Annotated in this window: 15 protein-coding genes; all 15 read left to right on the top strand. The window is 31.8% G+C overall.

Annotated features, from left to right (window positions below):
* Positions 1 to 113 precede the first annotated feature (113 nt).
* The 15 genes from BWZ20_RS00560 to BWZ20_RS00485 all read left to right on the top strand — a co-directional run bounded on the left by BWZ20_RS00560 (position 114) and on the right by BWZ20_RS00485 (position 14,594).
* Positions 114 to 647, top strand: a complete 534-nt coding sequence (locus BWZ20_RS00560) for a hypothetical protein (RefSeq protein ID WP_076614869.1) — start codon at positions 114 to 116, stop codon at positions 645 to 647.
* 227 nt (positions 648 to 874) lie between these two features.
* Positions 875 to 2,092, top strand: a complete 1,218-nt coding sequence (locus BWZ20_RS00555; protein WP_076614865.1) for a DUF4297 family anti-phage-associated protein — start codon at positions 875 to 877, stop codon at positions 2,090 to 2,092.
* Positions 2,092 to 3,828, top strand: a complete 1,737-nt coding sequence (gene herA / locus BWZ20_RS00550) for an anti-phage-associated helicase HerA (RefSeq protein ID WP_076614863.1) — start codon at positions 2,092 to 2,094, stop codon at positions 3,826 to 3,828. Before BWZ20_RS00555 ends, herA begins: the two co-directional genes overlap by 1 nt.
* A 347-nt stretch (positions 3,829 to 4,175) precedes the next feature.
* Positions 4,176 to 5,441, top strand: coding sequence for a DNA cytosine methyltransferase (locus tag BWZ20_RS00545; RefSeq protein WP_076614859.1), 1,266 nt, complete (start codon positions 4,176 to 4,178; stop codon positions 5,439 to 5,441).
* Positions 5,438 to 6,517, top strand: coding sequence for an HpaII family restriction endonuclease (locus BWZ20_RS00540; RefSeq protein WP_076614856.1), 1,080 nt, complete (start codon positions 5,438 to 5,440; stop codon positions 6,515 to 6,517). Before BWZ20_RS00545 ends, BWZ20_RS00540 begins: the two co-directional genes overlap by 4 nt.
* Before the next feature lie 256 nt (positions 6,518 to 6,773).
* A complete protein-coding gene (locus BWZ20_RS00535; RefSeq protein WP_076614852.1) occupies positions 6,774 to 7,067 on the top strand; it encodes a barstar family protein in 294 nt (97 codons plus the stop codon).
* Entirely contained in the window at positions 7,068 to 7,436 is a 369-nt protein-coding gene (locus BWZ20_RS00530) for a hypothetical protein (RefSeq protein ID WP_040253085.1), read from the top strand.
* 138 nt (positions 7,437 to 7,574) lie between these two features.
* Positions 7,575 to 8,495, top strand: a complete 921-nt coding sequence (locus BWZ20_RS00525) for a glycosyltransferase (protein WP_076614827.1) — start codon at positions 7,575 to 7,577, stop codon at positions 8,493 to 8,495.
* A gap of 192 nt (positions 8,496 to 8,687) precedes the next feature.
* Positions 8,688 to 9,254 carry a hypothetical protein gene (locus tag BWZ20_RS00520; RefSeq protein ID WP_076614829.1) on the top strand — a complete coding sequence of 189 codons (567 nt, stop codon included), beginning with the start codon at positions 8,688 to 8,690 and terminating at the stop codon, positions 9,252 to 9,254.
* A 148-nt stretch (positions 9,255 to 9,402) separates the two neighbouring features.
* Positions 9,403 to 10,278 carry a hypothetical protein gene (locus BWZ20_RS00515; protein ID WP_076614849.1) on the top strand — a complete coding sequence of 292 codons (876 nt, stop codon included), beginning with the start codon at positions 9,403 to 9,405 and terminating at the stop codon, positions 10,276 to 10,278.
* 242 nt (positions 10,279 to 10,520) lie between these two features.
* Positions 10,521 to 11,120 carry a hypothetical protein gene (locus BWZ20_RS00505; protein ID WP_076614844.1) on the top strand — a complete coding sequence of 200 codons (600 nt, stop codon included), beginning with the start codon at positions 10,521 to 10,523 and terminating at the stop codon, positions 11,118 to 11,120.
* A 227-nt stretch (positions 11,121 to 11,347) separates the two neighbouring features.
* On the top strand, positions 11,348 to 11,974 hold the full coding sequence (locus BWZ20_RS00500) for a hypothetical protein (protein ID WP_076614843.1): 627 nt from the start codon (positions 11,348 to 11,350) through the stop codon (positions 11,972 to 11,974).
* 221 nt (positions 11,975 to 12,195) lie between these two features.
* Positions 12,196 to 13,209, top strand: a complete 1,014-nt coding sequence (locus tag BWZ20_RS00495; RefSeq protein WP_076614840.1) for a PD-(D/E)XK nuclease family protein — start codon at positions 12,196 to 12,198, stop codon at positions 13,207 to 13,209.
* A 186-nt stretch (positions 13,210 to 13,395) separates the two neighbouring features.
* Positions 13,396 to 14,025 (top strand): DUF4145 domain-containing protein, encoded by a 630-nt coding sequence (locus BWZ20_RS00490; RefSeq protein WP_076614838.1) that lies wholly within the window; start codon positions 13,396 to 13,398, stop codon positions 14,023 to 14,025.
* 248 nt (positions 14,026 to 14,273) lie between these two features.
* On the top strand, positions 14,274 to 14,594 hold the full coding sequence (locus BWZ20_RS00485) for a hypothetical protein (protein ID WP_157358286.1): 321 nt from the start codon (positions 14,274 to 14,276) through the stop codon (positions 14,592 to 14,594).
* Positions 14,595 to 14,711: the final 117 nt, after the last annotated feature.

Below are 14,711 nucleotides of genomic sequence, written 5' to 3'. Positions count from 1 at the left end.
TGCTTGTTCTCGCCTACTTCTGAAAATCCTCGCGGATTTTCAGTTTGGTGTGTACTTGCAAAGTTAATCGCTAACCCACGCAACTACTCATAGCCGAGACCGTTACCCACAATTTGAAAAAACTACTTTACATAATTATAATTCCGGCTTTTATAGGATGTACTTCGGTAAAAAATGCACAATCAAATTATGATCTTGCTCAAATTAAAAATAATAATTTAAAATTGTTCAACGGAATATATCAAAATAAATGTGAGAAATGCGAAGCAGAGATTTGTTCTCTTTGGTCAACGATAGATTATAAGTCGGAAAAACTAGAAGATTGGGCTGATTTAAATGTTAAATTAGAAGTTAATGACGACTTTAACCTCAAAGCACAATTATTTCGAGATAACAAGATAATTGACACACAAATTCTCGAAGGTAAAATTGCGAACAATTACTTCCAGCTTAAAAGACAATGGAAAACGGATTTCAAATTTATCATTTTATGGACTTTAGGCGATAGTTCGGTCAAACTGGCGATGAATAAAGAAAAAGAGTTAGTAGTTTTAAGGGAAAGTGGCGGAGTTGCATTGTTGGTGGCTTTTCCAGTATTTGGTGCGGACTCACCGATGATTGAAACTAAATATAAGCGTGCGAAATAAACTGTGGGTAACAACGTATATAGCTCATAGCTAAGTAGTTGATTAATTAAAGTTAAGGCATATTTGCAAGTCCGCCAAATTTTTTAATTTGGCTTATTTATAAAAAAAGATAATAAGAAAATTAAAAAATTCGGCTCGTGCTTAATCGAATAGTTATCGTTAATTTGCACGCTACGAGCCATATACAAAACCGTTGTGTGTAATGCAAAAAAAACATCGAGAATTGAATGACAGATAGAACTGCAACAGATACAATAAAAGGATATTTTTATCAATTTGATTTATCGATTCTGAAATTATTAGAATTAAAAGATGAAAATCATAAAATTACTGTCGAAGGAATTGAAGATATTGACATAGACAATGCTACAATTGAAACAGCTGTACAATGTAAATATCATTCTAAAACTGAATATAATCATTCTGTAATAGCAAAGCCTATAAGACTTATGCTAAATCATTTCAGAGAAGTTTTAAATGGAAAAGAAAAGAGAATCAATTATAATTATTATGGTCATTTTAAAACAGGTCAATCAAAATTAACGTTACCACTAACATTAGATTTTTTAAAAGACAAATTATTAACTTATAAAAAAGACAAAAAAATACATAAGCATTATGATGAGTTAAAATTAAGTGACAAGGAATTATTGGATTTTATAAATCAACTAGAAATAAATGTAAATGCACAATCCTATGAAGACCAACTTTTACAGATTCATAATCTTTTAAAAAACCAAACTGAATTTAGTTCTGACGACTTCGAAGCTGAAAACTATTTTTATAATAACGCATTAAAACTAATAAGTTTTTTAGCAATTAAAGAGAAAAAAACAGATAGAACAATAAGCAAAAAGAAATTTTTAGAAGATATCAATTCGAAAAAAATACTATTTCATAAATGGTTTATTGAATATAAAGGAAGGAAAAAATTATTAGCCGATTTAAGAAAAGAATTCTTCACTATTTATAACATTTCACCTTTTGAAAGATTTTTTCTATTTGAGGTTAATCCTAATTACTCAAAAAGCGATTTAAAAAGTGTAATACATTTGATTTCAAAAAAATGGACAGATATTAAATCTGCAAAAAATCCAGATACATTTTGTCCATATATTTATATAAATGGGTTAAAAAAATCGGATTTAATAACACTAAAGACAGAACTTTACACAGAAGGTTACAAAATTAATGATGGGTATGCTTTTAGTGGCTCAACCTTTAATATAAGTTTAATTAAAGAGAAAGCTACATTTCATAATCAAATAAAATTCAAAATAATTAATGAATTGAATTTTATCGAACTACTGTTAAGCGAAATTTCAAAAACAAAAGAAGTTTATCAGTTTTTCTATAAAAAACCATTTTTCACAACAGCAATAACAAGTGTAAATGTTGTAAATATTCAAATTGAAGAATTAAACGATATTAAAAAAATAATCTAATGGAAGTTGAAAAAATAAATGCAGAAGTAATTGCTGTCTTTCCTAATAAGGTGAAAATTAAAGTTGACAAACTAGAAGACTTTAGAATTGCAGATGAATCGTTACGTGTTGGTTCTTATTTAAAAATTTATGGTAATGACAATGCTGTATTAATGGCTATTATTGAGAATTTCTCAATTGATGTAACAGAAAAAGATGGAGTAGCAACTCGTACACATTTAATTGAAGCTAGCCCATTAGGAATTATAAAAAATGGAGTTTTTACTCGTGGAGGAGATGACTTAACTATTCCACCCAAAAAAGTTGAACCAGCAACAGAGGAAGAAATTAAAAAAATATATACAGAATCAGTTAAGGAAAATGAACAATTTACATTTGCTTCACTTTCTTCAAACCACAATGTACGAATACCAGTAAACGGAAATAAGTTTTTCAATAAACATATTGCTGTTGTAGGTTCTACAGGTTCAGGTAAATCACACACTCTTTCCACAGTAATACAAACTGCTGTAAATTCTAAAAATGGAGATTTTGCTTTAAACAATTCTCACGTAGTTATTTTTGATATACATTCAGAATATAAATCTGCTTTCCCAAATGCCAATTTTATTGATATAAAGAATTTAGTTTTACCTTATTGGATGCTGAATAGTGATGAACTTGAAGAGCTATTTTTAGATACAGAAGCAAATGACCATAATCAAAGAAATGTTTTCAAAGAGGCGATTGTAAATAATCGCAGATTAAAATTTGTTGGTAGTGCTAAAGAAAAAGAAAAATTGCATTATGATTCACCACTATATTTTGATTTAAAAGAGGTAACTCAATATGTAGAAAATCGAAATAACGAAAAGAAAGATAAAACTAACAATATACCTTGGATAGATAGTAAAGGAGACGAATTTAACTTTTCAGAAGACACAATTCCAAGGCTATTTACCGAAAAGTTAACATCAAAAGGTACTTCTGCTTCAGGAAGTCTAAATGGTAAGTTAATAAATTTTTTAAATCGTTTAGAAAATAAAATAAATGATAATCGTTATGATTTCTTATTAGGAGATAAATCAGCTAAAATAACATTTGAAGAAACTCTACAACAATTGTTAGGTTACCAATCGAATAAAGAATCAAACGTAACTGTAATTGATTTAAGTGGAGTTCCATTTGAGGTTTTGAGTATTACAGTTTCCTTAATTTCACGTATTTTATTTGAATATGGATATTTCTATAAAAGATTAAGAAGTGAAAATAATCCTAATGAAAAAATTAATAATGATATTCCTTTGTTATTAGTTTATGAAGAAGCACACAAATACGTTCCTACAAGTAATTTAGTTAAATATAGAGCTTCAAAAAACTCAATTGAACGAATAGCGAAAGAAGGTCGTAAATATGGAGTTACTTTACTTTTAGCAAGTCAAAGACCTTCAGAGATTTCAGAAACCATTTTTTCTCAATGCAATAATTTTATAGCAATGCGACTTACAAATCCAATTGACCAAGGTTACGTAAAGAAACTACTTCCGGACTCATTGGGTTCTTTAATAGAAAAAATGCCTTCTCTAAAACAAGGAGAAGCTTTATTAATTGGAGAAGCTGTGATTCTTCCATCCATTATACAAATTGACAGATGTAAAAAAGAACCATCTTCTAATGATATACCTTATTGGGAACTTTGGAAAGACGAATGGAAAGAAATGGATATAGATAAAATTAAAAAAGAATGGTACAAGTAAGCAAGCACTACACACAACAACGTGTATAATTCATTGCTAGTTATAACCTACTTACGAAAGTCCTCGCGGACTTTCTATCTATGATTTATTTGCTAACTTTAGTGCTTAAACACGCAACGAAATCATACACAAAACCGTTGTACATAATGCAAATCCACCGCAAGCCAACCGCTAAAACAGCACATTTATTTTTGCCAATCGCACCATCTCAAGCTGAAAAATAAAAGAGCTGTTTCTGCCTTTGCGCTCGAGCAACTTTATCGACAAAAGAATGTGAACAAAAAACCAAATATACCGAACATATAATCTAAATCTTTTTTAACTTGTGAAGTTGAATTAAGAAATGAATGATAAAAGAAAGAATTGACATAGAAAACATTGACGGACAGCTATTTGAAATCAAAGTAGTCGAGCCAGAGAATTCTAAACCAGCTTCTTTCACACACTATATTCACAACCACAAAAACGGAGTTTCGCAGTTTTACAAAAAAGATGCTCTTGCACACGTCAAAGAAATCTTATCCAAAGAATATCCCGAAAACGAAATAACAAACAAAGTTGCAGAACAGGCTCTTCAATATTTGATTTTTGACCTCAATAAATCTGTTCCTTTTCCAGCACCTGAAAAACCAAAATTCAAATTTATTGACCTTTTTGCAGGAATTGGTGGCTTTAGAATGGCATTACAAAACCTAAATGGTAAATGCGTTTTCACAAGCGAATGGGATAAATACTCAAAGCAAACTTACAAAGCGAACTTTGGTGAAATTCCATTTGGCGACATAACTAAACCAAAAACAAAAAGCTACATACCTGATAATTTTGATGTGCTTTGTGCCGGTTTTCCTTGCCAAGCGTTCTCGATAGCTGGAAGACGTGGCGGATTTGAAGATACAAGAGGAACGTTATTTTTTGATGTCGCAGAAATCATTAAGAAAAAACAGCCAAAAGCAATCTTTTTAGAAAACGTAAAAGGCCTTCGAAATCACGACAAAGGAAAGACCTTAAAAACAATACTAAACGTTTTACGCGAGGACTTAAATTATTATGTTCCTGAACCTAAAATATTAAACGCCAAGGAATTTGGTGTTCCCCAAAATCGTGAAAGGATTTTTATTGTCGGCTTTAGGAAAGACTTAGAGATAACTGATTTTGAGTATCCCGAACCAACAAACGAGACAGTGACTTTAGATGATATTTTGGAAGAAAATGAAGTTTCGGTAAAGTATTATTTATCGACTACTTACGTTCAAACTCTAAAAAATCACAGAGCACGACACGAAAGCAAAGGCAATGGATTTGGCTACGAAATCATACCAAATGATGGAATAGCGAATGCCGTTGTATGTGGCGGAATGGGTAGAGAACGAAACTTGGTGTACGATGATAGATTGACCAATTTTAAACCTATCACTAACATTTCAGGCGAAGTCAATCGTGAAGGAATTAGAAAAATGACACCGCGAGAATGGGCAAGACTTCAGGGCTTCCCAGACGACTTTAAAATTATAGTTTCAGACGCGCAAGCATATAAACAATTTGGTAATTCAGTTGCGGTTCCTGCTATTCAAGCAACAGCGGAAAAAATTATTGAAAAACTTAACTGCAAATGATTACAGGTAATAAGGGCGAATGGAGTGAAATTTATGCGCTGTTCAAATTGTTAGGAGACAAACAACTTTTCCTTGGCGATAAAGATATTGAGAAACTTGAAGGATTAGTTTATCCAATAATTAAAATCTTACGTTCTGAAAATAATGGCGACTTTGAATATTCTATCGAAGACGAAATAATATTAGTGTCAGGTAATGAACAAGTTTTAAAAATCCCAATAGAGCAATTTAAAACCAAAGCTCTTTTTCTTCTCAATGAAATTAAAGAAAATCGAGAAAGAACCTTTTCTGTTCCAGAAATTGAAGAGTTTATGCAATCGATTAATTGTATTTCGCTTAAAGCGAGTTCATCTGCCAAAACTGATATTACCATAGTTGTTCACGACCAAAGGACGAATCAACAACCAACTTTAGGTTTCAGTATTAAATCTCAGCTTGGTAGTCCTTCTACTCTATTAAACGCTGGAAAAACAACAAATTTTATTTATGAAATTGGTTTTGCAAACCTATCAAAATATGAAATTGAGCAAATAAATTCCATTAGCACAAGAAGCAAAATAATGGATAGAATAACTCAAGTTTTAAACAACGGTGGAACATTTGAATTTGTAAAAACAGAAAGAAAGATTTTCTCGAATAATCTCGTATTAATAGATAGCCTTTTACCGCAAATTCTATCAGAAATAATATTCGATTTCTACACTACAGAATTCTCACACTTAAAAGATTTAGTTAAGCTGACCGCAGAGAAAAATCCTTTGGAATTTGATATTGAAAACGAACATAAATTTTATGAATATAAGATTAAGCGTTTTCTAACTGATGTTGCTCTTGGAATGATGCCATCAAAAGTTTGGAGTGGAAAATATGATGCAACTGGTGGATATTTAATTGTTAAAGAAAATGGCGATGTTCTTTGCTATCATATTTATAACAGAAATGAATTTGAGGATTATTTACTAAATAATACAAAACTCGATACAGCAAGCTCTTCTCGACACGGATTTGGCGAAATTTACGAGGAAAATGGAATGCTATATTTCAAGTTGAATTTACAAATAAGGTTCACGAAATAGCCAACGCTAAGAGCCATACACATTTACAGTCGCTAAAGCCAACGCACCACCGAAACTGTAAAAGAGTATGTCTCTGCCAACGCTACAAGCAGAACGTAAAAGCACTATGTACAACAACGTATAAACTCAATAGCGGTACAAGTAATGAACCGAAAGAGATTATATAAATTTAAGGTCAGTTAAAAGCCGAAAAGTTAGTGCGTAAAAACCGCTACTGCGCTTATACAAGACCGTTGGCAGTAATTTGAGAAACGAAATGCAAACATTCAGAATTAAAGGTAAGAGATTAAAAAATTGGAAAACATTCCACTCTGAATTTAAGAAAGAAATGAATTTTCCAGATTATTATGGGGAAAATATGAATGCTTGGATTGACTGTGTTGACGAACTGACTGATAAACCAACTCTATTGGAAATTGATAACGGAAAATATCTAAAAGAAAATGCACCTGAATTGTTAAACGCAATTTTGGAATGTGGAGCTTTCGTTAATTATAGAAAAATAGAAGTTGGAGAAAAACCGAATTTGATAATTTCAACTAATAGTTAATTGAAAAAATCAGGATATAAATATCAAATTGAGCAAGAACTCGACAAGAAGAATTGGGAAATAGCCCTAATTGATGAAAGCCGAGAATGGTGGGATGATGAACATTGGAAAGTTCAATTCAAATTCGACCAAAATATTTTCTTTTATCTATGTTTTATAGTTGACCCTCAATTCGAGAGGCAAAGGAAAAAAGGACAAGGAATTTATGAAATCAAAGCATCTACTGAATTCCCTAAAAATTGGAACGATGATTCGAGTGAATTTGCTTCTATAAGTATGACAAAAAGAAAGTTTGAAATAAAACTAAAGGAATTTATTGAAGATTTAGAAAAATATAAAAAAGAAAAAACTACTGCCAACAACGTATAAAATTAATTGCTTGGTACGAGCCTGCTTACGAAAATCCTCGCGGATTTTCTATTCGGTTTGTATTTGCTAAATTCGTTGCTAAACCACGCAACTAATCTTATACAAAACCGTTGTAAACCATACCTAAAAAAACTGCGAATGACATTAATAAGTCGATTAGTCTTCTTCAACGATGAAATGAAGACGAAAAAAGAATCGTCTGAACGAATTACAAAAAATGAAATTTCTATTGTAATTCCAGTAAAAGACAATCAAAAAGGAATTGATAACTATTTAACCAAGTTCTTTAAAACTCACTCGAAAACTGACTTTCCGAAAGAGATTATAATTGTGGACAACAATTCAAGTCCAAGAATTGAATTGAAAACTGAATTTATGAAATTCGGCTTGCCAATTAAATTAATTGAGTGCAAAAAAGTTGGACCAGCTTCAGCCCGAAACAAAGGCGCAAAAATTGCGAAAGGAAAATGGTTGCTGTTTAATGACAGCGATTGTATCCCAACAAAGTCAATTATTAAAGGCTATTTAAAAGCTGATAATAACTCTGTGGCTTATGCTGGTAATATAGAATCATTAGATAATGACAAGCTCTCAAAATATTACGAAAGCCAAGAAATTTTAATTCCTTTAAAGACTTACGATGAGAATGGCGATTTTGTTCCGCAATATTTAATAACAGCCAACTCGCTAATTTGGAAAAAAGCATTTGATGAAATTGGTGGATTTAATGAGCAAATTGCAATCGCAGGTGGCGAAGATGTTGATTTAGGTTTACGACTTTCGCAAATCGGAAATTTGTCATACGCTTTCGATAGTATTGCAATCCACGACTTTTCAGACGGATTTGTAGGTTTTTACAAGAGATTTAAGAGATACGGACAAGGAAACAGAATTGTCGAAGAATTATGGAATACCGATTTAAGTCCTACTCTATTCCGACCAAATGAAAGAACTTTTGCGAATGAGATTTTAGCGAAATTTCAGTATATTGGATTACGAATTGGATATAGAAAAGCAGACAAAATCGTGCGAAAGTACGGTTTACAACAACGTGTATAGCTCATTGCTATTCAGTTGCTTAAACCGAAGTTAAGGCATATTTGGAAAGTCGCCAAATTTTTAAATTTGACGATTTCCAAAAAACAAGATAAATAGTAAAATTTAAAAATCTGGCTTGTGGCTCAACCGAAAATTAATCGCTAATTTGCACGCAACGAGCCATACACAAGACCGTTGTGCACAAGCTGAAAAATGAGAAATCCATTAAAAATATTGCTTCTAATTTTGACTTTAGTTTCTTGTAAAAACCAAATAGAACCTAAATCGGAATTGAATAATGAAACGGCTGAATTGACCAAAGAAATTCCTAAAATGGAATTACAGCAAACCGTCTCAATTGCGGAACAGTGGAATTTTATGGTTTTTGAAAAAGGAGGTTGTTTAGGTGGAACACAATATGTCACAGAAAAAAAGAGAGAAATTCCTACTATGGTTTTTAGCGAAACGGAATGGAAAAAGTTTGCGGAAAATGATAAAACGGAATTGACTGAATTTCTTATTTCTAAACTTTCTGACACAACTAAAACTAAAGTCCATACTTGCCCATTTTTTGGAGCAACGAATGGAGAAATGGCTGTTTATTCACTTCAGCATATTCACAATATAAATTGGCTTGAATTTTCGGAATTTAAAGAATATAAAGACCGAGAATATGGAAGCGCGACTGACCAACCGCAAATGTGGTTACAGAATATTTTAAAAAACGAAACTAAACGGAAAGTTTTAGCTGACTTGTATCGAAACGAACTGAAAAAATAAAAGCCAGTGCACAACAATGTGTATAATTCATTGCTAGTTATAGCCTACTTACGAAAGTCCTGGCGGACTTTCTATCTGTGATTTATTTGCTACTTTAGTGCTAAAACCACGCAACGAAATCATACACTAGTCCGTTGCCAGTAATTTGATGAAAACCGAACAATTAAAAGAATTTTACGAATCGCTATCTGAATTAAATAATGGTTTTACTCATTATACGTTCGTGTGGAATCAATTCAACATTGATTATTTAGTAATTATTGAAAGTGAACCAGAAACTCAAACAAACGATTACTTTCTTGAAAATCCCTACAAAAGAAAACACAATATCAAATTCAAGGAATTAGAGAATGAACATACAAAAACCAATACAACGTTAGTAAATGGAATTTACGTGTTGATTTATGCACATTTTGAAAGTTATTTAAAGAATATGCTTGATTTTGCTAGAACAATTGATTCTAGCATTCTAACGTTAGAAGAGAAATCTGATAGTTTTGAAGATGACTCAGTAGTTGTTGACAAAGTACTCAACCGAATAGGAACTAGCAAAACGGAATTAGAGAATGAATTATTTGATACTTTGGACTATTTAAGATTAAAGAGAAACAAATTAATACACAGCAACTCTAATAATATTAGCGGAACAATAACTGAATTAATTAAAAGCAAAGGAAACCAATTAAATGATTTTTGGAATGAACACTTACCAAGTTCACTTCAAGGAATCGATTTCACAGACAAAGAAAATTTTACAGAAATTACTTTTAGTATTGTAATTGACACTATCAATACTTTGAGAAAAATTGCTCTAGAAATTAATGACATAATTATCAAAAGTTTGTCGAAAGAAAGTATTATAAACAAAGTTGTAATTCTCGAATTTCAGAACATACATAAAGGAAAAATAAACGGACTTAAAATTGAGCGAAAAGTTTCAAAATTTAGAGCATTTTGCAAATCGGAATTTGGAATGGAATTGGATGATAATGACATCGGAATTTATAAAAGCAGTATAGCTTAAGGGTTAAAGCATCCCCTCGGAGAAGAAGCAACTAGTTTCTTGTCCAAGGGACGAATGTGGTTCGAGTCCACATACTGCACAAAAAAACTACTGGCAACAATGGCTATAAGTAATTGCTTGTTCTCGCCTACTTCTGAAAATCCTAGTGGATTTTCAGCTTGGTGCGTACTTGCAAAGTTAAGTGCTAACCCACGCAACTACTCATAGCCGAGACCGTTGCCTGCAATTAAAACCAACCGATATTGACAATATTTGACAAACTATTAAAAAGAGAGAAATCAAACCAACTTCAAATCGGAGATTGGGTAAATTCTTATTCAAAAGGGATTTACAGAATTGAACATATCATTGACCAATTTTACGATGAAAGTTATCCAGTACTTGGAGAAAATAAAATCGGTGACCGAATTAATGACCGAATAATAGTAACGAAAAGATTTCTGAACTCGAAATTTAAAAAATCCATTAGCTACGAGAGTTGTAGTGAGGCATTCGTTTCAAAATTAGATGAAAGTCAAAATTCGGAATTAAAAAGAGTGATTGAAAAACACCCTAAATTGTTGGACGATCTAAATAATTACGAAATTCCAACAAGAGAGACAATCTATAATATGCCTTTACAAATAGACAATGAATCTGATTTAAAAAAAGTAAACGGACTTATTGACTTTATAAAAACTGGGAAAAGCTTTTTAGAAATTCGGACAAAAATGGAGCAGTCTGACTTGGTAAAACTTAAGCCAAAACACTTCGGGAATTATTTATTTCAACTGATTAACTATAATGACGAATATCTGAATAAAAAGAAAATATGGCGGAATGCAATACTGACAAAAAAATAACTGCAGGCAACACCGGCTATAGTTCATTGCTTCTGACTTTCCTTTCGGAAAGTCCTCGCAAATTTGCTATCTTCGGTTTACGGCGGAAAATCCTCGCGGATTTTCACGCAACGAAACCATAGCCAAACACGTTGGCAGTAATTGAAATGAAACATACAATTTTACTTTTAATAATATTCGGACTTTTAAATTGTCAAAATTCCCAAAAACAATTTAAAATCACGACTATGGATTGTGATAACACGAAACTTGTAGATTATGTTTATCCAATTGATAATTTCATTTATGAAAGAACATTAATTTATTCTTTAAAATCTAATCGAGAAAGCACAAAAGAAATAATCAGAAAAACCTATAATTTAAGAGCTGAAAAAGACACCATACTTACGAGCATAAGCAAAAATGCTCAAAACATCACGAACGATTCAACAATTTTTGCTTTAAAAAATGGAATACCTAAAATAGTAAAATCGTTTACAAAAGTTGAAGCGCATCCTAACCTAATCGAAACAAAAGAAACTATTAGCGAAAATAGATTTTGTGAGTTTGCGACCTTCGAAGATTCATCCGAATATGATGTCCCAACAGAAAACGGGAATATGAATTGGAAATTCAATGGATTTACTACTCATAAAAAATATGTGACTAAATTATTTAATGGAAAAGAGTATAATTGTGCGATTTTTGAATCGGAAAAAACACTAACAATTGAATTGAATGGTAATAAACAACAACTTAAAGGGACTTGGAAAGGTTGTGGATGCGAGGGTATAGGCGAACTCTATTCTACAACTAAAACAGAGGATGGACTTGTAATTGAACATCGATTAGAAGAAATTATTGAAAAAAAATAACAACTACTGCCAACAACGTATATAGCTCATAGCTAGTTAGTTACTTAAACGAAGTTAAGGTATATTTGGAAAGTCGCCAAATTTTTAAATTTGACGATTTCCAATAAAAAAAGATAAATAGTAAAATTTAAAAATTTGGCTTGTGCCTAACCGAAAAACCAGTACCTTTTTGCACGCTACGAGCCATATACACGACCGTTGTGGCACATTAAAACCAACCTATGAACATAAAAAGAAAGAATTCACCAAAATCAGTTTTGTCTGAATTTGATCTTCTTGGAAATAATGAAACTGCTTTGACCAAAGCTTTTGCATTTGTAATAGGCAAAGAAAGAAAGGCTTTATCTGAATTTCTCAACTTTATTAATATTGGAACTCGAATTACTTCAAGCCGATTTCGAGAAATTGAAATTAAAATAGAATATACGAGAAACGAAGGAAGAACAGATATAGAAATTGAATTCGGAAATGAATTTCATATTATTATTGAAGCTAAAGTTCGAAAAAATAGAATTCGGCAACAGAGAACTCAATATTTGAACTCGTTCAATCGAGAAGCTAAAACCAAAATTTTGTGTTTTGTTACTCAAGAAAGAGATTCAAATAAGCAAATTGCTGATGATGTTGAAATAATAAATACGAGTTGGTTAGACATTACAGAATTATACGATCATAAAAAATTTATCGACAATGAGTTAGTTTCAAAATTTTTAAAATTCGTATCAAAAAATTATAGAATGAACGAACAAAAAGAAGTTTTAATACAAGATCTTTCTATCGAAGAAGAATTAGTGAGATATAAAAAGCATAGTATATATCGAAGAGATCAGACTTATGGAACACCACTTTATTTTGCGCCATATTTTACGCGAAATGCAAATCAAGAAGAAGGAGAAGGTATTGCTTACCTTTCTAAAATTCTTGGTGTTTTAACATTAGTTCCAAACGAAATAGAAAATTTTGAGACAGATTTGTTACGCTTCAAAAAAGATCCAATCGTAGTAAAGAATTGGATTGATGGAGTGAAGTATAAATCTGAAAATATATCCGAGAATTTAACTTATTATTTTCTAGAAGAACCTGTAAGATTAAATAGCAACCTAATGAAAGATGGAGGAAAAGAAAAAGGTCGTGGGAAAAATTGGATTGCTGCTATGATTCCCAAAAATAGATGTGTAACATTTAATGAATTCGTAAAAAGAATGAACAATAACGTGCCACAACAACGTATATAGCTCATAGCTAGTCAGTTGCTTAATCGAAGATAAGGTATATTTGCAAGTCCGCCAAATTTTTAAATTTGGCTTATTAGTAAAAAAGAAAATAAGAAAATTAAAAAATTCGGCTCGTGCTTAACCGAATAATTATCGCTAATTTACACGCTACGAGCCATATACAAGACCGTTGCCACCAATTTGAAAATGACCGAAAACGAGGAACATAAAGAAATGAATTTTTGTCCGACTTGCAATTCTGTAGTCGAGACCAAAATCATTTTTACTTATACTTCCGAACGTGAAATGAATGACGAAATGTTTGGAAACACAACTGAAATTTCATTGAGTAAATGCTTGAAATGTCAAAATCCGTTTCTGAAAGAAAATCATTATCAAATTGTTGAGGGAGATTTTTATCCGAATAGTGAAATTCAATTCTTTCCAAACACAGAAAATGTCGCAATTAAAAATTGTCCTAAAATTGTATTTAACCCATACAAAGAAGCTTTGAAATGTTATCGAGCACACGCATACGATGCTTGTGTGATAATGTGTCGGAAAGGAATAGAAGCAATCTGTATGGACAAAGGAGAGAAAAAAGGAAATCTTGCAACTAAATTAAAGAATCTGAATTCAAAAGGAATTTTAGAAGATACTCTTTACAGTTGGGCGAACGAATTGAGATTAATCGGAAATGATGGAGCGCACTCGCACAACCAAATTGTAGAACAGCAAGATGCGAAAGAAGCGATTGACTTTTTTGATGCTTTAATAACTTATTTATACCATTTAGTAAACCAATACGAGGAATTAATAAAACGTCGGAATAAATAAAAACTGGTGGCAACAATGTGTATAATTCATTGCTAGTTATAGCCTACTTACGAAAGTCCTCGCGGACTTTCTATCTGTGATTTATTTGCTAACTTTAGAGCTTAAACACGCAACGAAATCATACACTAGACCGTTGTGCACAATATGAAAAGATCAAGGTTTTGAAAATATTGAAATGGATTATTGGAATCATTTTGCTGGGTGGATTCCTGTATTACTTTGGATTTTGGGCAGTTTATTATTTTTCAATGAAAAAGTCTAACAAAGAAGCAATGGAGATTAGCTGCATGGAACAAACCAACCAATCTTATGACGGAAAAATTCATAAGGTGTTACGATACGAGTATAGCGGATATATGAATCAAAAATTCTTTGGATTAGACATAATCACAGCGGATTCAACCGACAACCGAATCTCATATCTATTTTTAATTGAATCAAATTCCGACTTACTCGAACTCGCAGAAATTGGACAAGCAGTTAAAAAAGAGAATGGGAATGACTATTTCGAATTGACCTTAAAAAATGGAATATCAAAAACGTTTAAAGTTCCTGACTGTGAAAAATAAAATACTGTGCACAACAATGTATAACCGCAATTACGGCGGATTCGACTACGTCCGAATCCACTCGGAATTGCTAAAGTCTGTGCTAAACCGAAAAGTCTGCGTATATTAACCCGTAAC

Origin of the sequence: Winogradskyella sp. J14-2 (genome assembly GCF_001971725.1) — a bacterium.
GTDB lineage: Bacteria > Bacteroidota > Bacteroidia > Flavobacteriales > Flavobacteriaceae > Winogradskyella.
Note: the sequence above shows the minus strand (reverse complement) of the source record. Positions and strands in the feature narration are given on the sequence as shown.

Bases quoted from the DNA above. Each gene is read 5' to 3' on its own strand.
- BWZ20_RS00555 (WP_076614865.1), top strand. From the start codon at position 875: ATGACAGATAGAACTGCAACAGATACAATAAAAGGATATTTTTATCAA.
- BWZ20_RS00490 (WP_076614838.1), top strand. From the start codon at position 13,396: ATGACCGAAAACGAGGAACATAAAGAAATGAATTTTTGTCCGACTTGC.
- BWZ20_RS00495 (WP_076614840.1), top strand. From the start codon at position 12,196: ATGAACATAAAAAGAAAGAATTCACCAAAATCAGTTTTGTCTGAATTT.
- BWZ20_RS00525 (WP_076614827.1), top strand. From the start codon at position 7,575: ATGACATTAATAAGTCGATTAGTCTTCTTCAACGATGAAATGAAGACG.
- BWZ20_RS00500 (WP_076614843.1), top strand. From the start codon at position 11,348: ATGGATTGTGATAACACGAAACTTGTAGATTATGTTTATCCAATTGAT.
- BWZ20_RS00540 (WP_076614856.1), top strand. From the start codon at position 5,438: ATGATTACAGGTAATAAGGGCGAATGGAGTGAAATTTATGCGCTGTTC.
- BWZ20_RS00545 (WP_076614859.1), top strand. From the start codon at position 4,176: ATGATAAAAGAAAGAATTGACATAGAAAACATTGACGGACAGCTATTT.
- BWZ20_RS00535 (WP_076614852.1), top strand. From the start codon at position 6,774: ATGCAAACATTCAGAATTAAAGGTAAGAGATTAAAAAATTGGAAAACA.
- BWZ20_RS00515 (WP_076614849.1), top strand. From the start codon at position 9,403: ATGAAAACCGAACAATTAAAAGAATTTTACGAATCGCTATCTGAATTA.
- BWZ20_RS00520 (WP_076614829.1), top strand. From the start codon at position 8,688: ATGAGAAATCCATTAAAAATATTGCTTCTAATTTTGACTTTAGTTTCT.
- BWZ20_RS00485 (WP_157358286.1), top strand. From the start codon at position 14,274: ATGAAAAAGTCTAACAAAGAAGCAATGGAGATTAGCTGCATGGAACAA.
- herA (WP_076614863.1), top strand. From the start codon at position 2,092: ATGGAAGTTGAAAAAATAAATGCAGAAGTAATTGCTGTCTTTCCTAAT.